The 19,944-nt window shown below is 47.9% G+C and carries 15 protein-coding genes; 10 read left to right on the forward strand and 5 right to left on the reverse strand.

The window, feature by feature from the left end; all coding sequences use genetic code 11:
- Nucleotides 1-72: 72 nt before the first annotated feature.
- A complete protein-coding gene (locus METMI_RS0108955) occupies nucleotides 73-795 on the forward strand; it encodes a disulfide isomerase DsbC N-terminal domain-containing protein (RefSeq protein ID WP_019865941.1) in 723 nt (240 codons plus the stop codon).
- 58 nt (nucleotides 796-853) lie between these two features.
- Here the strand turns inward: METMI_RS0108955 and METMI_RS0108960 are convergent, their stop codons facing one another.
- Nucleotides 854-1,468, reverse strand: coding sequence for a DedA family protein (locus METMI_RS0108960; protein ID WP_019865942.1), 615 nt, complete (start codon nucleotides 1,466-1,468; stop codon nucleotides 854-856).
- Nucleotides 1,469-2,074: 606 nt separating this feature from the next.
- Here METMI_RS0108960 and gapS6a point away from each other — a divergent pair.
- The 3 genes from gapS6a (at nucleotide 2,075) to METMI_RS0108975 (ending at nucleotide 6,497) form a co-directional block, all read left to right on the forward strand.
- Nucleotides 2,075-2,422 carry a GapS6a family protein gene (gapS6a, locus tag METMI_RS0108965; protein ID WP_019865943.1) on the forward strand — a complete coding sequence of 116 codons (348 nt, stop codon included), beginning with the start codon at nucleotides 2,075-2,077 and terminating at the stop codon, nucleotides 2,420-2,422.
- Nucleotides 2,423-2,425: 3 nt separating this feature from the next.
- Nucleotides 2,426-5,761 carry a GapS6b family protein gene (gene gapS6b, locus METMI_RS0108970; RefSeq protein ID WP_019865944.1) on the forward strand — a complete coding sequence of 1,112 codons (3,336 nt, stop codon included), beginning with the start codon at nucleotides 2,426-2,428 and terminating at the stop codon, nucleotides 5,759-5,761.
- Between the two features lie 145 nt (nucleotides 5,762-5,906).
- Complete coding sequence (locus tag METMI_RS0108975; RefSeq protein ID WP_019865945.1) at nucleotides 5,907-6,497, forward strand: Uma2 family endonuclease; 591 nt, start codon at nucleotides 5,907-5,909, stop codon at nucleotides 6,495-6,497.
- A 63-nt stretch (nucleotides 6,498-6,560) separates the two neighbouring features.
- On the opposite strand, the gene mutS is transcribed toward METMI_RS0108975, so the two are convergent.
- Nucleotides 6,561-9,197, reverse strand: coding sequence for a DNA mismatch repair protein MutS (mutS, locus tag METMI_RS0108980; protein WP_029151578.1), 2,637 nt, complete (start codon nucleotides 9,195-9,197; stop codon nucleotides 6,561-6,563).
- Between the two features lie 166 nt (nucleotides 9,198-9,363).
- On the reverse strand, nucleotides 9,364-9,780 hold the full coding sequence (locus METMI_RS0108985) for a Mov34/MPN/PAD-1 family protein (RefSeq protein ID WP_019865947.1): 417 nt from the start codon (nucleotides 9,778-9,780) through the stop codon (nucleotides 9,364-9,366).
- 246 nt (nucleotides 9,781-10,026) lie between these two features.
- Here METMI_RS0108985 and creD point away from each other — a divergent pair, with 246 nt between their 5' ends.
- Entirely contained in the window at nucleotides 10,027-11,403 is a 1,377-nt protein-coding gene (creD, locus tag METMI_RS0108990; RefSeq protein WP_019865948.1) for a cell envelope integrity protein CreD, read from the forward strand.
- Nucleotides 11,400-11,918, forward strand: a complete 519-nt coding sequence (locus METMI_RS0108995; protein WP_019865949.1) for a M23 family metallopeptidase — start codon at nucleotides 11,400-11,402, stop codon at nucleotides 11,916-11,918. The genes creD and METMI_RS0108995 overlap by 4 nt, the downstream gene beginning before the upstream one ends.
- Nucleotides 11,919-12,105: 187 nt before the next feature.
- Here METMI_RS0108995 and METMI_RS0109000 read toward each other — a convergent pair whose 3' ends face one another.
- Nucleotides 12,106-12,933: a trypsin-like peptidase domain-containing protein gene (locus tag METMI_RS0109000; protein ID WP_019865950.1), complete on the reverse strand. Its 828-nt coding sequence runs from the start codon at nucleotides 12,931-12,933 to the stop codon at nucleotides 12,106-12,108.
- A 467-nt stretch (nucleotides 12,934-13,400) separates the two neighbouring features.
- Here METMI_RS0109000 and METMI_RS0109005 point away from each other — a divergent pair, with 467 nt between their 5' ends.
- From METMI_RS0109005 to parE, 4 genes are all read left to right on the forward strand, one after another.
- Nucleotides 13,401-14,093 (forward strand): response regulator transcription factor, encoded by a 693-nt coding sequence (locus tag METMI_RS0109005; protein ID WP_019865951.1) that lies wholly within the window; start codon nucleotides 13,401-13,403, stop codon nucleotides 14,091-14,093.
- Nucleotides 14,093-15,715, forward strand: coding sequence for a sensor histidine kinase (locus tag METMI_RS0109010; RefSeq protein ID WP_019865952.1), 1,623 nt, complete (start codon nucleotides 14,093-14,095; stop codon nucleotides 15,713-15,715). Before METMI_RS0109005 ends, METMI_RS0109010 begins: the two co-directional genes overlap by 1 nt.
- 137 nt (nucleotides 15,716-15,852) lie before the next feature.
- A complete protein-coding gene (locus tag METMI_RS0109015) occupies nucleotides 15,853-16,107 on the forward strand; it encodes a UPF0175 family protein (protein ID WP_019865953.1) in 255 nt (84 codons plus the stop codon).
- 293 nt (nucleotides 16,108-16,400) lie between these two features.
- Nucleotides 16,401-18,290, forward strand: a complete 1,890-nt coding sequence (parE, locus tag METMI_RS0109025) for a DNA topoisomerase IV subunit B (RefSeq protein WP_019865955.1) — start codon at nucleotides 16,401-16,403, stop codon at nucleotides 18,288-18,290.
- A gap of 407 nt (nucleotides 18,291-18,697) precedes the next feature.
- Here the strand turns inward: parE and METMI_RS0109030 are convergent, their stop codons facing one another.
- Nucleotides 18,698-19,375 (reverse strand): hypothetical protein, encoded by a 678-nt coding sequence (locus METMI_RS0109030; protein ID WP_019865956.1) that lies wholly within the window; start codon nucleotides 19,373-19,375, stop codon nucleotides 18,698-18,700.
- Nucleotides 19,376-19,944: the final 569 nt, after the last annotated feature.

Below are 19,944 nucleotides of genomic sequence, written 5' to 3' on the forward strand. Positions count from 1 at the left end.
AGGCCACTGAACAAATGCCCGTTTGAGCTGTCCGAAAACCACCTACAACACTTCGTAACCTTCGAGAGAACCATGAAAAAACTACTTAAGATTGCCGCGTTATCAGTAACGGCCTTGACCTTGGCCGTTGCCCATGCCGATGAAAATGCCATCAAGCAAAGCATCGGCAAGTCCATGCCTGATGTCAAGATTGATTCCGTAAAACCATCGGAAGTGAAAGGCATTTATGAAGTCGTGGTGGGTTCTAACATCTTGTATGCCACAGAAGACGGCAAATATTTGTTCCAAGGGCGTTTGATCGATATCGAATCCCGCACCGACCTGACTGAGCGCAAACTGGCTACCAGCCGTCTGGCCGCGCTCGACAAAATCGGGGAAGATAAAATGATCATCTTCAAGCCCAAAATCAATAAATATACCGTGTCCATTTTCACCGACATTGATTGCGGCTATTGCCGCAAGCTCCATTCTGAAATTGACCAGTATATGGCGCAAGGCATCACCATCCGCTATTTGTTCTTCCCACGGGCAGGCAAAGGTTCAGAGTCGTATAACAAAGCGGTTTCGGTTTGGTGCGCCAAAGACCGTAACGCCGCTTTGACCGCCGCCAAAAAAGACCAAGCTGTAGCGACTAAGACATGTGATAACCCTGTCGACGAACACATGGCGTTGGCTGCCGATTTTGATGTCAAAGGCACACCGATGATCGTGACTGAAAAAGGCAATATCTATCCTGGCTACTTACCCGCCAAAGAATTGGTTGAGGCTTTGGAAACTGAGAAGAAAGTGCATTAAGCGGTTAAACCCGCAGGCAAAAGGGACAGCCTAGGCTGTCCCTTTTTTGTTTTGGTGGTTAGGCTTGCGTGGACCTTTTATGGTGGAGATACCATTTCACGCCGGCAAATGCGGCGGCGGCGGCGATTGCAAAAATAATCATATGCTCAACATCGGTGATAGTGCTGAACACTTTATCGGCTAAATGGCCAAAGTGGTACACCACCCAGACAATGCCCGGCACACTGATTAAAGCCGCCAAGCCATCGTATAACAAGAAAATCTTTAACGGCAAATGTAAGGTCCCCGCACAGAAAAACGTAGGGGCACGCAAGCCCGGCATAAAGCGGGAAGCAAAAATTACTTTATTGCCATGGTCATGCAGTTTCACCTTAACGGTCTCAAGCCGTTCCGGCGTTAAGAATTTACTGAAAAAAGGTTTTTTAGTGATTTCCCGCCCGTACTTGGCCCCCAACATAAAAATGCTGCTGTCCCCGATCAGCACCCCCGCCATACAGACGATGATCATCGCCCAAACGTTGACCATGCCGTAATAAGCCAACATCCCCGCCACAAACAAGGTGATGTCCTCAGGAATCGGCAAGCCCAGTCCACAGGCCAGCAAGATTAGGAAAATCACCACATAAGGCATAATCCCACTGAAACCCAGTGTGAAATTTAATAAATCATGCACAGTTTAACCCCTCAATTTTAAATAATTATTTGCCAGCAAAAACATGGGTCATCTTGGACTTGCTTGTGATAATGGGCGGTTTTTGCCGGGCGTTTTTAGTATCAAAGCCTCGGAAGAAGCATAGCCTGAAGATAATCGCTGATAGCGGCTAGATTGTCAATTTAGCTGGGGATTAAGTTGCTTAGAATGAATTTAAACTCAAGAAATGGCGAAGAAAAGCGGCGGATTAAAGTAGCATCTAAGCTAAGCGGCTTTATTGTATAGATGGATATAAGCACCCGATTGTAGGGTGGGCAACGTGGTTCTGCCCACCGTATTATCACGCTAAAGGCAGGGTTACGAACCCCGTCCCGCTCAAGAACCTTTCATCGCTCCTTACGGGCTTGCTGAAAAAAACCGAAAACTTGACCGATTAAGGTATAGTTTCTATATGGTTCCTAAGCTGGAACGGTTTTGCTACCCGTTCCATAATGTTTCAATAAATTATCAGAATATCTAAACATTAAGGACGAGGTTACGAAACCCCGTCCCGCTCAACTTGTAATATGTGGTGATGCACCCATACTAAAGCTTTACATTAATCAAATGTTTTCAAATGAGAATTGTATGGAAATCTTAAATGCTGAATTTTTAACATCCACGGTTTTATCCGGTATTACCTACGACATAATAAAGTGCGGTGCAATGTTGGGTGTCGATGATCTTAAGCAACGCCTAAGAGGCTGGGTAATCAGTGATATTGAACTGGCAGCTATGACTTACGAGTTGAACAAACTCGAATTGACCGATGAAATGAGCGAAACCGCAATTGAAAGAAAAATTACTGCTTCAGCTGAATTAAATCAGCTTATTGAAAACATAAAACCATCCTCAGAAAGCAACACGATTATTCAACATCATTCAGGTAGTGGCGACAACGTGGGTAGGGACAAAATAATCCATAGAGGAAAGTAAGTTATGGATTTGATGTCAAGAAGCAATCCCCCTGTTTATCAAAATGCTACAGGCGAAGGTGATAATGTCGGTAGAGATAAATACATAACCATCTATCAGAAACTCGCACCAGAAGCACTTCGCAAACCTATTGAACTGATACTTTCCAGCATCCGCGAAAGAAAACAGGATGTTGCAAAAATCCGTTTGGAAACTATTAAGGCAACTGGGCTAGATTCAAATAGTGAAGCTATTCTTGACATGCTTTCTATTCAGCTGAATTTACTCGAAGATAACGAAACACCCAAAATACATAGCTCTATACTTTCAACATTCAAAAGCTCAACCGATACCACCATCCGTGATCTATGCTTAGCTACGTTAATCCGGTTGGATGTAAAAAATAACCGGATTGAAGACGCAAGGGAGCGTTACTTAAAAGACGACACGTCGCTCTCATATTCCCAAGAAGTGTTTTATGAGTGCGTTGCAACTTCCAAAGAATTGGAACAAACCTATGAAAAAAATCGGCTTGATTTGGATGAAAGCCAGCTTATTGGCTTAATTCGCGGCGCACTTCGGACGCAATTGTTTGAGTTTTCCTTAACTGTTGCCAATCGCTTAAACGAAATATTCCCCTCCTTCAATAGTAAAGTATTATGGCTTGTTGCAACGGCTTGTAATCTCGAAATAAAACTTGCCAACAAACATTACTGGATAGTCACTGCTAGCCTAAGAGCAGAAATCATCAAGCTAATTGATGAAGTGGTTTTATTGATAAATGAATCGAAAGGCTCTGATCCACGATTACTGAATATTGCGGCGGCGTATTGGCATAACATACGCAACGAGCATCAGCAGTTAGATGATATTTGTTGGAAATATGTTGATGAAATTGAAAAGGTCCTCCCTGAAGTAGCTACTATTCTTCGTCGGCTCAATAATCCAAACGAATTAGAAACGGATGATCTTGAGTCAAAATGTAGAAAAGCACAAAACGATAAAATTTATCGCAACCAATTATTAAATGAAGTTTTTGCTAAACAAGAAATCTCTAACGACGATTTTATAATTGCTTACCACTTTTCTGATTCTAAAATTCTGAAACAATGGATTGATTCTGGAGGAAAAATCATCGGTGTAGAAGATATTGTTGCGGATTTTAACTATCTCATACTGCTTCTTTTTGCGCTACCCAATAAAAAACATCCAGATCAAAGAGAAGGACTTAAAAAAATTAAGCTTTTTGCTGAAGAAATCATTGAAAAGCACAAACAAATGCTACCTAACCTCCATCCCATTTCTTTGCTCAAAATAGCTGAACATTTGGGAAATCATCCAAAGCTTTCGATGATTGCCTGTGATTTAATCAGCCCCATATTACCGCCCGCTGATTTATGGGCTTCTCCCATCGTAGAATCTTATTTAAATACTTTGCTCGTTAGCCAACAAATGGCAACGCTTGCCTCCGTGCTTTCAAATATCAACCAAGCGGAAAAAAATGCTTTCGTTTGGCGGGTTCAATCCCGTCTATTTGAGCTACATAATGATTATCCCAATGCCATCAACTCCATTGAAGAAGCTTTAAAACTTGATCGCAATGTATTAGATGTTTGGCATTCTTTGGTTATCTTACATAGAAAAAATGGAATATCTGACAATGAATTGGCTCTGGTATTAAAAAGCATCCCAAATGAACTTTTAGCCAAAAAGTCGAATAGAGCAATTTCTATATTAATCGAGTTCGCTAAAACAGGAGGTTTCGCTAGAGCCGAAAAAATAATGATTTCTTGGTTTATTAAAGACCCCAATACCTGTGCGACCGAGATAACAGACTTTGTAAATAATCTACTTTTTGCCCACATTACGAAAGATCCGACTGATGAAAATGTTGGTGATTCTATTGTAGGGATAAGATTCAAAAAGGATAACGAAGAGCTAACGCAACTCTTAGTTAGGCAAAATAACTCCAATCACCCTGCCTTATTGGATATTAATTCTGATTTGGGGAAAGCGCTTTACCAAATGAAAGTAAGTGAAACGAAACAACATGGGATGTACGATTTAACTTTGCTTGAACGATTACCACCTTATGTTGCGGCTTTTCAAATTTCTTTACGGTTGCGACACACGCAAAATAACGGTAGCGATGGTTTCTACATGTTTAGTGTGCCAAATGATCCTGAACCAGGGGAATTACTTGCTTTGCTTGAGCGTAAATTACCCAAAAATAGAAATGACGATATTTTCAGCAATTCTGCAATCCCCTTTATTTGTAAAGGCCACTTCTTAGACCGCAATAATCCTGTCAAAGCCGCCTTACAACAATTATTAACAAAAAAGCCTGCCCCGTGTTCTTTACCCAATTTTGGCGAAGAAGATACGGCTGAAATCATATTGGATGTTTATGCGATAACGTACCTTGCCATTACAGGGTTGGCTAATGGGATTAACCATTTTTCGATTAAATTTGCTATCACTGATGAAACGAGGATGGTTATCGAAAATTGGTTGACAGACGGATATTTGCCAGTTGATCCACGGGAGAATGTGGGAATATGGCGGCAATCATCAGACAACATGAATATTTATTTTCAAGAGCTTGTAAAAGCATTTCGCCTGATTCTTAATAAAGTTGAAGTGACTAAGCCCAATTTAGTCGATATGCCGCTATTCATGCTTTCTCTGGTCGAGATGGTTGATATTTCAGTTTATTCAAGCATGTGCTTATCCATTGCTAACAACATTCCTTGGTTATGTATTGATGAAATTTTTGCACATTTCACAATTCATGAATCTGGATACAAGCAAGTAAACGCTTTTAAGCTGCTTATTGAGCTTGGAAGTTTATTGGCCTTTGAACAAAAGAAAGACGGTTTATATTTATATGCCGAGCAAATCATCCCCTATGCCTTAAGTGCTAATGATTTGAGATTACTCAGCATTTCAGATGACGAACATGCCCATTACGCTTTAGCCAAATTGATTTATCTGCACCCAAAGGCGTTTTCCAATACTGGATCAGCCGTTACCATGTTGACTGAATTGCTTGTTCCTGTGTTAGGAAAGGCTTATTTGGATGGGCATATTCTGAGAGGGTTAAGAATCCATAACCCTAGCAATAACGGCTATGCCGAAAAAGTTTTCAACGCCTGTTGCTACGTTTCCATGCAATGTGATGATGTAAGCATTGCCGAACGCAAATTAGCAATGTTCTTGTGTAAATTGTTTATAAAGTTCAATAAAATACCTCCAATGATAGAGGTGCTTAGGGCAATGGCATGGGGATTTGCCACTGGGCATTTTATGGATATTTCAATGCTTAACGCTTTTATTAATGAAGAATTGGATGGTTTGTAGGTCGGATTCAGCCATTGTTTCATTTCAACGAACTCACGCCTTTGAAAAAATAATCGCAAAATTTCCGCCAGCCTCCCAAACATCCATTCTGTGCTATCCTTTTTGCCAAACAGAATTTGTTCACCAACCATCCGAGGGCATAAAAATGGGCTTGGCATTAAAAGACTCCCAATATTACTGCTACGATGATTATCTGGCTTGGTCTGATGATGTGCGTTATGAATTGATCGACGGTCAGGCTTATGTGATGTCACCGACACTGGATTTAGTGCATCAGGATGTGGCGGGGGAGATTTATCTACAAGCGCGGTTGGCGTTGAAAGGCAAACCCTGCCGCGCGTTTATCGCGCCTGTGGATGTGCGCTTACCGAAGCACGATGAAGCCAATGAACAGGTTGATACGGTTGTGCAGCCGGATGTGTTGGTGGTGTGTGACAACAGTAAGTTGGACAGGCGTGGGGTGCGCGGTGCGCCGGATTGGTTGGTGGAAGTGTTGTCGCCGTCCACCGCCAGCCACGACCAAATCCGCAAACGCGCACTTTATGAACGGCAGGGCGTAAAGGAATATTGGCTGGTGCATCCGGTTGACCGTTTATTGACGGTTTATCGCTTGGATGGGGCGGAATACGGTAAACCGGATATTTATGAGTTGTCCGGCGAAACGCCAGTGGCGGCGTTGCCGGAGATTGTGATCCAATGGGATGAGTTGGTGGCGCGGTTGCCGGATGATTATTAGGGGAAACTTGATGGTATCCGTGTTGTAACTATTTGGGCCCAAGCTGAATAATTTACATTGATTTTATAACAACCCCTTCAAGCGATAAACCAAATCCAAAGCCAACCTAGGGCTTAACTCATCCGGCTTCACTTCCTCCAACAACGACACCGCCGGATGGCATTCGGGCGCGGAGAACAAATCCAATTGGTTCACGCCTGATTCTTTTTGTTGCTCGGCATAGACCAAATTTTCCAGATGCTGCAATTTGGTTTTGGCTTTTTCAATCACCTGCCGGGGCACACCCGCCAAGGCGGCGACTTGCAGGCCGTAGCTTTGGCTGGCCGCGCCTTCTTTCGCCGCATGTAAAAAAATGATTTTGTCCTGATGCTCCATTGCGTCCAGATGCACGTTGTGGATGGTTTTTTGCTCTTCCGCGAGCGTGGTCAATTCAAAATAATGCGTGGCGAACAGGGTGAAGGCTTTGCATTCTTTCGCCAGATAATCGGCGCAAGCCCAGGCCAACGATAGGCCATCGAAAGTGCTGGTGCCGCGTCCTATTTCGTCCATCAGCACCAAGCTTTTCGCGGTGGCGTTATGCAGGATGTTGGCGGTTTCCGACATTTCCACCATAAATGTCGAGCGTCCGCCGGACAAATCATCCGACGCGCCGATGCGGGTAAAAATCTTATCAATAGGCCCGCACACCAAGGCTTTGGCAGGCACATAACAACCGATGTGGGCGATCAACACAATCAAAGCCGCTTGGCGCATATACGTGGATTTACCGCCCATGTTCGGGCCGGTGATGACCAACATGCGCCGTTGCGGCGAGAACACCAAGTCATTGGCGACAAAGGGAATATCCGAGACTTGTTCCACCACCAGATGGCGGCCTGCGGTGATGCGGATGCCGGGTTTTTCGGTGAGTTCCGGTGGCGACAAGTCCAGCGTTTCGGCGCGTTCGGCGAAGTTGACCAGCACATCCAATTCCGCCAAGGCGGCGGCGCACTGTTGCAGCGGGACTAGCGATTCAGCGATGGTGCTCAGCAAGCCGTCGTACAAGGCTTTTTCCCAGGCCAGGGATTTTTCCCGCGCACTCAGCACTTTGTTTTCAAAGGCTTTCAGTTCCTCGGTGATGTACCGTTCCACGCCTTTTAAGGTTTGTTTGCGGGTGTAATGGGCGGGGATTTTGTCGCTGTGCAGATTGGAAATTTCGATGTAATAGCCGTGCACACGGTTGTAATTGACTTTTAAATTGCTGATGCCCGTGGCGGCTTTTTCCCGCGTTTCCATATCCAACAAGAATTGGTCGGCGTTTTGGCTGAGGTTGCGCAATTCGTCCAATTCGGTGTCAAAACCCGCCGCCAACACGCCGCCGTCGCGGATCAGCACGGGCGGGTTGTCGACCAGGGCTTTTTGCAATAGGGCCAAAATGTCGGGATGTTCGCCAATTTGCCTGCGCAGTTGCGTCAGTTGCGGGTTGTCACTGTCCGCCAGCACCATTTGTAGCTGGGGTAGCACGGCCAAGGTGTTGCGCAACACCAGCAAATCACGCGGCCTCGCTGATTTTAAGGCGATGCGCGAACTGACGCGCTCAATATCGCCGACTTGGCGTAACAAAGTTTGCACGCTTTTATAAAGCGGCTGGTTAAATCCTTCGACAAGCTCAGGATGAACGGTAACCAATCGGCTCCGTTCATGGTGAGCTTGTCGAACCATCAGCAAACTGCCGACGCAGGCGTAACGGTTGTCCAGCACGGCATGGTCGCGCAAAGGCCGGTTCAGCCAGCGGCGCAAACAGCGGCTGCCCATCGCCGTGGCGGTTTTGTCCAGTACCCCAAACAGCGTGTATTGCAGTTGCCCGGTCGGGTGCGAGTCCAGCTCCAAATTGCGGCGGCTGGCGGCATCAAGCATGATGCAGTCGTCGGTTTGTTCGATGCGGATGCCTTGGATATGCGGCAACGCGCTTTGCTGGGTGTCCTTCACATATTGCAACAAGGCTCCGGCGGCGGCAATGGCGGTGTGCATAGTGTCGCAACCGTAGCCCTTCAAATCCAGCGTGTTGAATTGACGTAGCACCCATTGGCGGCTGCTGGCGGTGTCAAAATGCCACGGTGGACGTTTGCAAAGTCCGCCACGTTGTTTGAGCGGGGCAGGGGCTGTCCAGTCTTCGCTAAACAGCAATTCCGCCGGGTTCAGGCGGGCGATTTCGCTGATGAGCTGGTCTTGGGCGTGGACTTCCTGCAAGATGAAACGCCCGTTGCTCAAGTCCAGGCTAGCGATGCCGTAGGTCTGTTGGATTTGGCTTACGGCGACCAACAGGTTGTCTTTACGGTCTTCCAGCAAGGCTTCATCGGTGACCGTGCCCGGCGTGACGACGCGCACGACCTTGCGCTCCACCGGGCCTTTGCTGGCCGCCGGATCGCCAATTTGTTCACAAATCGCCACCGAAATGCCGCTTTTTAACAACCGCGCCAGATAATTTTCCGCCGCATGGTAGGGGATGCCCGCCATTGCAATTGGCTCGCCTGCCGAGTTGCCACGGCTGGTGAGGGTGATGTTCAGTAGTTGCGCCGCTTGTTTGGCGTCGTCGAAAAATAGCTCGTAAAAATCCCCCATGCGGTAAAACAGCAGGGTGTCGGGGTAATTGGCCTTGATGCGGAAGTATTGCTGCATCATGGGGGTGTGCGATGGGGCGGGTGTTGGGCTTGTGGTCATTACAGAATGCGGGGTGTAAAAATAAACGGATGTAACAAGGAAAATATTTCGTCGCACCCAGGCTTTGGCATCACTACCATTAAGTTTAATGAATCAATAGGTTGCACATGCGTAGGTCGGGTTAGCGATAGCGTAACCCGACATTTGTTTGCCCAGAGGAGCTAGATTACTCTTCATTCAACACCATAGACACTTCGCGGCTTTGCCCATCATTCAGATAAAACCCGCGCATTTCCAAAATCCCTTTGGTATCCAAAGAAATAATTACATACAAGGCCTCTGGATAAGCGGCCAGTTCCAAATCCGTCGCCGAAGGCGTTGCGGGGGCGTGCGGGTGGGAATGGTAAATGCCGAACAAGCTTTCGCCTTGGTCACGCATCGTGCTTAACGCGGCGATTTGCTCCGAAGGCTCAAGCAAAAAACGTTGTGCCGGCAGCGTGGCGATATTACGGATGGGATAACAATGGCTAGGCGTGCCGGAAATGCCGCCTATCAAGCCACACACTTCCTGTTCAGGTGAAAGCTGGGCAAGATGCAGCAGTTGGTTGGCGATTTTACGGGGAATCTGGATCTCTTCGGTCATCGGCGTGGGTTGGCTAGGATTAACAAGCCGCAAAGTTTACCATTTCAGCCCCCGCACATCGACTGCTGTTATTGGTAAAGCTAGTTAATCCGTTTGTGGGCCTTTAATGGCATGGGCTAACCGGGCCGAACATTCATCTGCACCTAACCTGCACAATTCCGTAGAAAAATTCCATATCTGCAACATCCTGTCTGCATAGCGTTTGATTACAGTATTTTCCGATGTCAATCCATTGGAGATACGCTTATGAAGAACCGTTTTTATTTTAAATTGGCCACGATTGTTGCCTTGATCTTGGCCTTGCTGCTGCCCCAGGGATTTATGTTGGACTTGGTGCATGAACGCACCACTTGGCGTTACCAAGCCTTTGATACCGTTGAACGCAGTTGGCCTGGGCGGCAGACCTTGGCCGCCCCGGTGTTGGTGGTTCCGTATCTGCTGACCTGTAACAGCATGGAAAAGGTGTTTACTGAGGGCAAAGGCGAGCAGGAAATCGTTAAGGAGACGACCGTCCGCGAGACCTTGTACATCATCCCCAAACAATTGACGGTACGCAGCTCCTTGGAGAACTCGCTACGCTATCGGGGGATTTATGCAGTGCCTGTTTACAATAGCCGGATTGAGGTGACGGGCGAGTTTAGCACCCAAGCCCTATCAACCTTGCTGGCTAGCCGTAAGGACTGCAAAATCCGTTGGGAAAAACCGGAGTTGTCGGTGCTGGTCAGCGACCAGCGCGGCATTGCCACCCAGCCGGATTTGCTGTGGAATGGCGGGAAAATTGCTTTCCAACCGTCCAGCCATTTGCCGGGGACTGAGCAAGGCATGAACGCGCCATTGCCGGAATTGCCTAGTGGTGAAGCCGTGCGGCTGCCGTTTGCCTTTACACTGGACTTGCACGGGATGCAAGGCCTGCATTTTGCCTTGGTCGCGGAAAACACCGATGTGCAAACCTCCGCCAATTGGCCGCATCCTAGCTTTACTGGCGGTTTGTTGCCGGAAACGCATGACATCACGGATAAAGGCTTTACCGCACGCTGGCGGGCTTCGTCGTTTTCTTTGAATGTCGCGGGCGCGTTGGAACGTTGCTCGAAACATGAATGCAGTAGCCTGCTTGGGCCAACCGTGGGTTTTGAGTTGGTGCAGCCCGTGGATATTTACCAACAAGCCGAACGCAGCATCAAATACGCGGTGCTGTTGATTGTGCTGACCTTTGTGGCTTTGATTTTGTTTGAGCTGTTAAAGCAATTGCGTATCCATCCTATCCAATATTTGTTGGTCGGCATGGCCTTGTTGGTGTTTTATTTGTTGCTGATTTCCTTATCCGAGCATATTTTGTTCTTATATGCTTACAGTGCGGGAGCCACGGCTTGTACTTTATTGTTGACGGTGTATTTTGGCGGTATTTTGCGTAGCGGCAAGCTGGGCTTGTTATTGGGTTTGGGCTTGTCGGTGTTGTACACCGTGTTATATGTGATTTTGCAATCGGAAGAAAGCGCGTTGTTGATGGGCAGTGTCTTGACCTTTGTGGTGTTGGCGGTGCTGATGCTGGCGACACGGCATTTTGATTGGTACGCGTTGACGCGCCAATCTGAGCAAGATGCTGAATTGGTTACGCCCAAATGAGCAAGGTCATTGTGCTAGTCGCTTTGTTAGTATCAGCGGGCTGGTTGTTACCGGAAGGCCATGAGATTCCGGTGGCGGGTGCTAGCTCTACCGATTGGAATCTTCGCTCATTCTGGCATTCACCGTGGGGTCGTTCGGGTGTGCATAAAGGCATCGACATTTTTGCCAAGGAAGGCAGACCCGTCGTTGCCGCTAGCCCAGGCTTGGTGGTTTACACAGGCTACAACGACATCGGCGGCAACGTGGTGTTAGTGCTAGGCGCAGAATGGCGGTTTTATTATTATGCCCACTTGCACGATACGGTTAGCCATTTTGGACAATGGCTGGCGACGGGCGAGGTTTTAGGCAGCGTCGGCAGCACGGGCAACGCGCATGGTAAGCCACCGCATTTACATTTTGCTATCCGCAGCTTGTTGCCTTTGCTTGGGCAATATCAGGCGGATAAGCCGCAAGCGTTGTTGACGATGTTTTATGTTGATCCTGGGGTATATTTGGCTGGGGCGGATCATAGCTAGCCCGCGTAGGGCGCATTAGCGATAGCGTAATGCGCCGGATGATTAAAGGCCAACATGTGGTGCAATACGGCTGACGTCTATTGCACCCTACTGTATACGTCTTACGGGTTGATTGGCGACAAAATAAGACCTTCCGACGATAGAAGGCGCATCGTTCGTGTTATAGACGCTCCATACTGGCTACTGGCTATTCTCCGAACTTATCTCCCAAAATAGCCATATTACAACATGTACCTAGAGCTGTTACTTTTTCATTTTTTTCAATGATATGGTCAGGGTATATAAGTCCTGTGTACGGCCCTACAAGAAGTATATCCGTAGGGGTTTCAACAAATACTGGCCCGCCCGACATCCCCGGAGCACCAGCACCATCCAACAGAATTTCAGACTGGCGACCTGCTACTCGGATTGCTGAAACAAAACGCGTTAACAAAATCGGGGTTGGCTGATCCATACCAAGTGCACTGTAGCCATAAGGAAAACCAACGATATAAACTTTGTCGCCCGGAATTATCATATTCCTCAAGCATTTGCTTTCCTCAATGGTCTGTATGTCGCCTACAAAATGATCATCCGGCAATTGAAGTTTTACTGCATCATGCCAAAAAGGCACACGAAGATTTATTGCATTGAGATCAGCCTGTGGAATATCTTGCTTATCTTGAATCCAAAGAGGTAAACAGGGAGTTTGGGTCTCGTCGTAAAGTGGCATAATGAAAGATTGATTACCACCGATCGCAATAACTCCAGGTTGGCGTACATCAGCAGCCTGAAGAGTTACCAATAACGATTTTCGATTCGGTAAGTTGTTCCCAATTCGTAGGTTGTGCATATCGAAACCAGTAACGACATGCCAACAGGTGTAGAGAAATTTTCCTCCAGCTTCTTGGCGCACAAATCCACTTGCGTAGGCGTTCTTAATTGGCTTTTTATCCTTATCTAGGCATTGAATGTGAACAGCCTTTAGAGGCAAACCGAACCTCTGAAAAGAAAGATATTGGTGAGTTGCGCCCATTATTAAACCTAGATAAATATTTGTTTATATTAAAAAATTATTTTTCTTTATCCGGCATATAAACGCCCGACGATAGTAAGGCATAAGAAACCGATTATATATAAATATCAAACGATGGAACGCTTAAGTTCGTATGGCGCATTTTACATCATTCCCACGCTCCGGCGTGGGAATGGCACCAGCCCGCGTAGGACGCATTAGCGATAGCGTAATGCGTCGGATGATTGAAGGCCAACATGCGGTGCAATACGGCTATCGCCTATTGCACCCTACGGTATGCTTCTTACTCTGGCGCTTGGGAACGAACGTAAAAGTAGGATGGACTGACGTTAGGAAGCCCATCATGAGATTGCCTAGTTTGATGGGCTTCCTGTCGTCAGCCCATCCTACATTGACTACGTATTTATCATGTTCAACGAATCGCGCCTTCCGTGAACAAAATCACCACCTCTAAACAATCAAGGATTATGAGTAAAAAAATACTAATCGCTGATGATGACCAACATATCCGTGACGTAATCAGTTTCGCGTTGGAAAAAGCGGGGATGCAGGTGGCGTTGGCGGAAGACGGGCGGCAGGTGTTGGATATTTTTTCTGCCCAAGCTTTTGATTTGATCGTGCTGGACATCAATATGCCGGAATTTGACGGCTTGGAAGTGTGCCGGGAAATCCGCAAAACCTCGGAAACGCCGATTTTGTTTTTGTCGTCGCGCGATGATGAAATTGACCGCATTTTAGGGCTGGAAATTGGCGGCGATGATTATGTCACCAAACCGTTCAGCCCGCGTGAGTTGGTGGCGCGGATCAATGTGATTTTAAAACGCACGCAAGCCATCACCAAACTTTGCTCCAGTGAAAGTGTGTTGCAACACGGCAAATTGCTCATCTGCCCTGAACAGCACACGGCAAGTTGGGAAGGCCAAACCGTCAACCTGACCGCCACCGAATTCGCCATGTTGCTATTGATGATACGCCAACCTAGCCGCGTGTTTAGCCGCGAGCAGATTATGAACAGTGCGTATAGCAATGCGGTGTATGTCTCCGACCGCACCATCGACAGCCATATCCGTCATATCCGCCAGAAATTTGCCGATTTAGGCTGCGCCGCGATTATCGAAACCGTGCATGGCGTAGGTTATAAACTGGCGGTTTGCCACTGATGGCCTTACCGCGCCGCCTGTTCCGCTTACGTAGCATCTTATTGCTGGTGATGTTCACCGTGCTGGCTTTGCCGTTGGGCGGGTTGTATTTTTTCCGCATTTATGAAAATGAGCTGGTGCAACAGACTGAGCGCGAGCTGATCGCGCAAGCGGCGGTTTTGTCGGCAAGCGTCCGGCAATTGGTGCGTAATCTACACAAAGATAAGTCCACATATGGCGTGTTGTTGGCAACCCTGCCGCCCCCCGTCTATCCTTATGAACCAATTGTGCCGACGCTTAGCCTGATCAATCCCATCCAACCACCACGCCCCGATGCGCAATTTCCGCCACTTGCCGCTGATGATTTGGCGCGTAAGGTTGGCGAACTGATGCAACCCGTGATGCGCGATACCCAGCATTTCATGTTATCGGGGCTGCGCTTATTGGATGTTAACGGCGTGGTCATCGCCGGACGCGAAGAAGTGGGTTTGACCTTCGCGTCCGTGCCGGAAGTGCAACAAGCCCTGCAAGGCCAGTATGCTAGCGCCATACGCCAGCGGCTTTCGGACGAGCCGCCGCCACCTTTATATTCGATGAGCCGTGGCACCAATATCCGCGTGTTTGTCGCTTTCCCTATCATTGAAACCGTGCAGCTGACCAACACGCAGCCTTTAGAACAGCGTTATTTGCAAGGCGTGGTGTATTTGTCACGGACACCCAACAACATCCTCAAGCATTTGTTTGCCGCCAAAGGGACTGTTGTCATCGTCTCGCTGTGTTTATTGTCGCTGGTGGTGTTGCTGGCCATGCTGGTGTCGGCGAGTATAGCGCGGCCTATCCGGGAGTTGATCCGGCAAACCGAACGGGTCAAACAAGGCGAGCAGAAACAATTGGAGCCGCTGAAAAATCCCGTCACTTATGAAATTGCCCAACTGTCCGCCAGTTTTGCGGCAATGTCGCAAGCCTTAACCGAACGTAGCGATTACATCCAACGCTTCGCCACCCATGTGTCCCATGAGTTCAAAACCCCGCTGACTTCCATGCAAGGGGCATTGGAATTGTTGCAAGACCATGCCGACACCATGCCCATCGCCGACCAACAACGCTTTGTCAGCAATTTATTGGCGGACACCCAACGCCTGAAACAATTGGTCAACCGCTTGTTGGAATTGGCACGGGCGGATGCGCTAGAACCCAGCCGCCAACAGTGCGTATTGGCAAAGGTCATCACCAGTCTGCACAACCGTTTTCAGGAACGTGGCTTACTGATACATGCCGAAAATCTCCCTGACACGCCCTTGGCAATCGCCCCTGATGCTTTGGAAATGGTGCTGTCGAATTTATTGGAAAACAGCTTGCAACATGGCGCAACCGATTTGGCTATCTACGCACAACGCCAAGGCCCTGTTTTGACCGTCAATTTACAAGATAATGGCTCAGGCATTTCCCCCGCCAACCGTAACAAGATTTTCACGCCGTTTTTTACCACGCGCCGGAATTCTGGCGGCACGGGTTTAGGTTTGCAAATCAGCCTATCGCTCCTTAAAGCGTATAACGGGGAAATGGCTTTGGCAGAATGTACGCAGGGGGCTTTGTTTGTGCTGACGTTGCCGCTGGCGTTGATGCCTACAAAACCAGCATAATTGTGCCTAGGACATACGGATAGAAATATTTGATGATAGGATGTAAGCATTGACGAAATCTACTGAGTTAGACCTTCCCATTTAGCGCGGTTGTTAATAATAGACAGCCATAATTAATCAACAAGTGAAAGATAAAAATGTTAAATCAATTCAATATCGTCTATCAATCCAGCTTGCTAGATGCCGTGCAAAAAAACCGGGCCGAATTTGAGCAAGAGGCCAAATTGGCGATGGCGGTCAAGTTATTTGAAATGAAAAAATTGTCATCGGGCATGGCGGCACAATTGATCGGCATGGACAGGGTTACTTTTTTATTGAAGTTACATCATTTTGGCGTTGCCATAATCAATCTTGATGATGACGAATTAATGGCTGATGTAAACAATGCCTAATGCAAAAAATCTGGTCATTAATACCAGCCCTTTACTGGCGCTTTCGGCTGCATTAGGTGATTTGAATTTGTTGCGGGACTTATATCATCAGGTATTCGTGCCCACAAAGAAGGGCATAAATTTTCTATGGCTGAAGCTATCAATAACATGCAAACCCGAGGAATTTGGTTGGGCCAAAGCGTTATTGATTTTGCATTAAGATCCGTTGAATGCTAGCGGATGCTTGATAGTTTTTGAGAACAGGCCAGTCAGGCCTAATGATTATTGAATTTTAGTTTGAGAAACAACCCACGATGAGTAACGACTATAACGCCGCCGCGATTGAAGTGTTGAGCGGTTTGGAACCAGTGCGCAAACGCCCTGGCATGTACACCGACACCACCCGCCCCAACCATTTGGTACAGGAAGTGGTGGATAACAGTGTCGATGAGGCAATGGCAGGACACGCCACCAGCATTGAAGTGGTTTTGTTGAAAGACGGCGGTGTGTCGGTGTCTGATAATGGTCGCGGGATGCCTGTGGATATACATCCTGAACAGGGAATGCCTGGGGTGGAAGTGATTTTGACCCAGCTCCATGCGGGCGGGAAATTCTCCAATAAAAACTACCAATTTTCCGGCGGCTTGCATGGCGTAGGCGTGTCGGTGGTGAATGCCTTGTCGGCGAAATTGGAAGTGGAAGTCAAACGTAACGGCAAAGTCTACCGCATGACGTTTGCCGACGGCGAAAAGCAAAGCGAGTTGGCGGAAATTGGTACGGTCGGTAAAAACAATACGGGCACGGCGGTCAAGTTTTGGCCGAATGAAAAATATTTTGATTCCAGCAAAGTGTCCGTTTCGCGGTTAAAACACAATTTACGCGCCAAGGCGGTGTTATGCCCTGGCCTGAAAGTGATTTTAAAAATTGAGGCGACCGAAGAGCATGTCGAGTGGTATTACCAAGACGGCTTAAAAGATTACCTGCTGGACAGGATCGGGCAAGTGGAGTTTTTCCCCGAACAACCGTTTATGGGCAACAGTGCCGCCAACCACGAAGCCGTAGAATGGGGCGTGGTATGGGCGGTGGAAAACGATTCGGAAGTGTTGGCGGAAAGTTACGTCAACCTCGTACCAACCGCACAAGGCGGCACCCACGTCAACGGTTTACGCGCTGGCTTGACCGAAGCGATGCGCGAATTTTGCGATTTGCGCAATATCCTGCCGCGCGGCGTGAAAGTCGCACCGGAAGATGTCTGGGAAAATTGCCATTTTGTCTTGTCGGTGAAACTGGAAGACCCGCAGTTTTCAGGGCAAACCAAGGAGCGCCTAAGCTCGCGCGAGTGTGTCGCGTTTGTCTCCGGCGTGGCGAAAGATACCTTCAGTTTATGGCTGAACCAACATCCGGCGGAAGGTGAAAAAATCGCCGAAGTGATTATCGCCAGTGCCCAAAAACGCCTGCGCTCGAATAAAAAAATCATCCGTAAAAAAATCACCGCAGGGCCCGCTTTGCCAGGCAAATTGGCGGATTGCTCGGCGCAGGATATAGCCCGTACCGAATTGTTCTTGGTCGAAGGGGATTCGGCGGGTGGCTCTGCCAAGCAAGCCCGTGAGCGCGACTTCCAGGCGATCATGCCCTTGCGCGGGAAAATTTTGAACACTTGGGAAGTGGAATCCACCCAAGTCATGGCCTCGCAAGAGGTGCATGACATTGCCGTGGCCTTGGGCATTGAACCCGGCTCGGATGATTTGCAGAACCTGCGTTACGGCAAAGTCTGCATCCTCGCCGATGCCGATTCTGACGGCAACCATATCGCCACTTTGATTTGCGCCTTGTTTTACCAGCATTTCCAGCCTTTGGTTAAAGCCGGGCATGTGTTTGTCGCGATGCCGCCTTTGTACCGGATTGATGTCGGCAAACGGGTGTTTTATGCGCTGGATGAATCCGAACGTTTGGGCGTTTTGGACAGGATCAAGGCGGAAAAATTGAAGGGTACAATCAATGTCCAACGTTTTAAAGGCTTGGGCGAGATGAACCCGTCACAATTACGGGAAACCACGATGAACCCCGACACGCGGCGTCTGGTGCAATTGACGGTGGCCGAAAATGACGAAACCAGCGGGCAGTTGGATTTGTTGCTGGCGAAGAAACGCTCACAAGATAGGAAAGCGTGGTTGGAGACCAAGGGGAATTTGGCGGATGTGTGACCTATGGAAAATAGGGGGATAAGCGTCCAAAAATGGAGGCTGCCCGCTTTGCCGGTAAAACCCCCGGCATTTGGTCTTGGCCTTATATGTGTTTTAAGGCCTTTCGGCTCATCCCCGCAAAACTTAAGATATAGGTTATAAAAATCAAGTTGTTAGATAAATAAGCCTGTGAATATTGGAGCACAAACCTAGTGCCCGGTCACTGATTTTTTGTCAGGTCAATCTAAATCCGTAGGGGCGGACGGTTGTCCGCTCTGTGCCAACATCCGTAGCGATCAGGTGAGCAACCGCCCGCCCCTACGAAAATAATACTGACAATTCGACATTGACTGGGCACTAGGATTGTGCTCCAAAGCCAAGGCATTTGAAGCTTTAGCCATCATCATTCAAAAGCCCCCGCCCCACCCTCAAGCTAAAACCAATAGCGACGAAACCAGATCAAAATAAACCTCCAACAGGGATGACAGGGTATTGCGATACAGTGCCTGGACCGTCGCTGAGGGTTGCGCCATCAACAAACTAAAGAAATCTGCCAAAGCATAGTAACTGCCGGTCAAAACCGCTTCCGCCTCATCGCTGAATGAGCTTAGGTAAGCTGTTATGGGCGCGAAGGCCGTGGCCATAAAGGCTTCAGGGTCTTCCATGAAGGCTTGCCAATACCGTCCTGATTGATCGGCAACCCCCGCCACATAGCGGGTTACCGGTTCAAAAGCAGCCACCGTCACTTGTTCGGGGTTTTCCCAAAAGGCTTGCCAATATTGCCCCGCCTGCTCCTTACCCGCCCCCAGCTTGACTTGCCAATCCTGATAAATGGGCAACACCGCACTTTGGGTTTGGGCATATAAAACCCTGCTGCCACTGGCGGCTTGTTCATACCAAGCGGTCAAGGTAGGCAAAGGTTGCTCGTAGACCTGTTTGGCGGCGGCCGCGACAAAACGATGGGCATCAACCAACGCGCTACGAATATCCTGGTGCAAGCTGTTAAGCTGGAAACTGACTTGGCTAAACAGTTTTTGGGTCGGCAAAATTAGCTTGTTTTCCAGATCAAGCTGGCGAAAAGTCAAAAAATCCGGTTGCTTCAACATGAATGTGTTCCTCGGTTAATAATCTGGGCGCAAAACGTGAAACGGTGACTGGCTTGATTCTAGCTTGCCTAAAGGAAATTAAATATGCGGCATGTTGCCGCGCGACAAAATGTCCCAAGCAACGGCGTCACAAACCCCTAGGCAAAAAAAATGCGGTTAATGCAAATTAACCGCACAAAAACTCTTAAACCCTTTTAGGAGGTGCTGTTGCGTTAAGAGTGGGCAGATTCTAGTCCCCGTCTTCGCCAAAGGGAATATGGCATTTTGCCGCGCGGCAGCTTGTCGCAGCCTAGCGTTTAACCCCACTGGCCATCCCTTGTCCCCTTACGGTAACCATTACAAACTGTACGTTTATAAACTGTACAGTGTCCAGTTATTGGACGCTTGGCAAGTTTTTCCGTTCTGCCATAAAAAATAGTCATCCATTTGTTTTATAAGGTTATTTTAAGAAAATAAAGGGCTGGCATGGGGCTTGCTCTAGGCAATTCAGGTCATCGTCCAGCCATCAGAAACCTTCATTAAGATGTGTCAGTTCCTGTGATTGCCCCGTGACGGTGGCCTATTTAACT

This window comes from Methylovulum miyakonense HT12, from assembly GCF_000384075.1.
Lineage (GTDB): Bacteria > Pseudomonadota > Gammaproteobacteria > Methylococcales > Methylomonadaceae > Methylovulum > Methylovulum miyakonense.

What these genes read in the sequence shown, in the direction of transcription:
- METMI_RS0108955 (WP_019865941.1), top strand. Translation starts at nt 73, where the DNA reads ATGAAAAAACTACTTAAGATTGCCGCGTTATCAGTAACGGCCTTGACC.
- gapS6a (WP_019865943.1), top strand. Translation starts at nt 2,075, where the DNA reads ATGGAAATCTTAAATGCTGAATTTTTAACATCCACGGTTTTATCCGGT.
- gapS6b (WP_019865944.1), top strand. Translation starts at nt 2,426, where the DNA reads ATGGATTTGATGTCAAGAAGCAATCCCCCTGTTTATCAAAATGCTACA.
- METMI_RS0108975 (WP_019865945.1), top strand. Translation starts at nt 5,907, where the DNA reads ATGGGCTTGGCATTAAAAGACTCCCAATATTACTGCTACGATGATTAT.
- mutS (WP_029151578.1), bottom strand. Translation starts at nt 9,197, where the DNA reads ATGACCACAAGCCCAACACCCGCCCCATCGCACACCCCCATGATGCAG.
- METMI_RS0108985 (WP_019865947.1), bottom strand. Translation starts at nt 9,780, where the DNA reads ATGACCGAAGAGATCCAGATTCCCCGTAAAATCGCCAACCAACTGCTG.
- creD (WP_019865948.1), top strand. Translation starts at nt 10,027, where the DNA reads ATGAAGAACCGTTTTTATTTTAAATTGGCCACGATTGTTGCCTTGATC.
- METMI_RS0108995 (WP_019865949.1), top strand. Translation starts at nt 11,400, where the DNA reads ATGAGCAAGGTCATTGTGCTAGTCGCTTTGTTAGTATCAGCGGGCTGG.
- METMI_RS0109000 (WP_019865950.1), bottom strand. Translation starts at nt 12,933, where the DNA reads ATGGGCGCAACTCACCAATATCTTTCTTTTCAGAGGTTCGGTTTGCCT.
- METMI_RS0109005 (WP_019865951.1), top strand. Translation starts at nt 13,401, where the DNA reads ATGAGTAAAAAAATACTAATCGCTGATGATGACCAACATATCCGTGAC.
- METMI_RS0109010 (WP_019865952.1), top strand. Translation starts at nt 14,093, where the DNA reads ATGGCCTTACCGCGCCGCCTGTTCCGCTTACGTAGCATCTTATTGCTG.
- METMI_RS0109015 (WP_019865953.1), top strand. Translation starts at nt 15,853, where the DNA reads ATGTTAAATCAATTCAATATCGTCTATCAATCCAGCTTGCTAGATGCC.
- parE (WP_019865955.1), top strand. Translation starts at nt 16,401, where the DNA reads ATGAGTAACGACTATAACGCCGCCGCGATTGAAGTGTTGAGCGGTTTG.
- METMI_RS0109030 (WP_019865956.1), bottom strand. Translation starts at nt 19,375, where the DNA reads ATGTTGAAGCAACCGGATTTTTTGACTTTTCGCCAGCTTGATCTGGAA.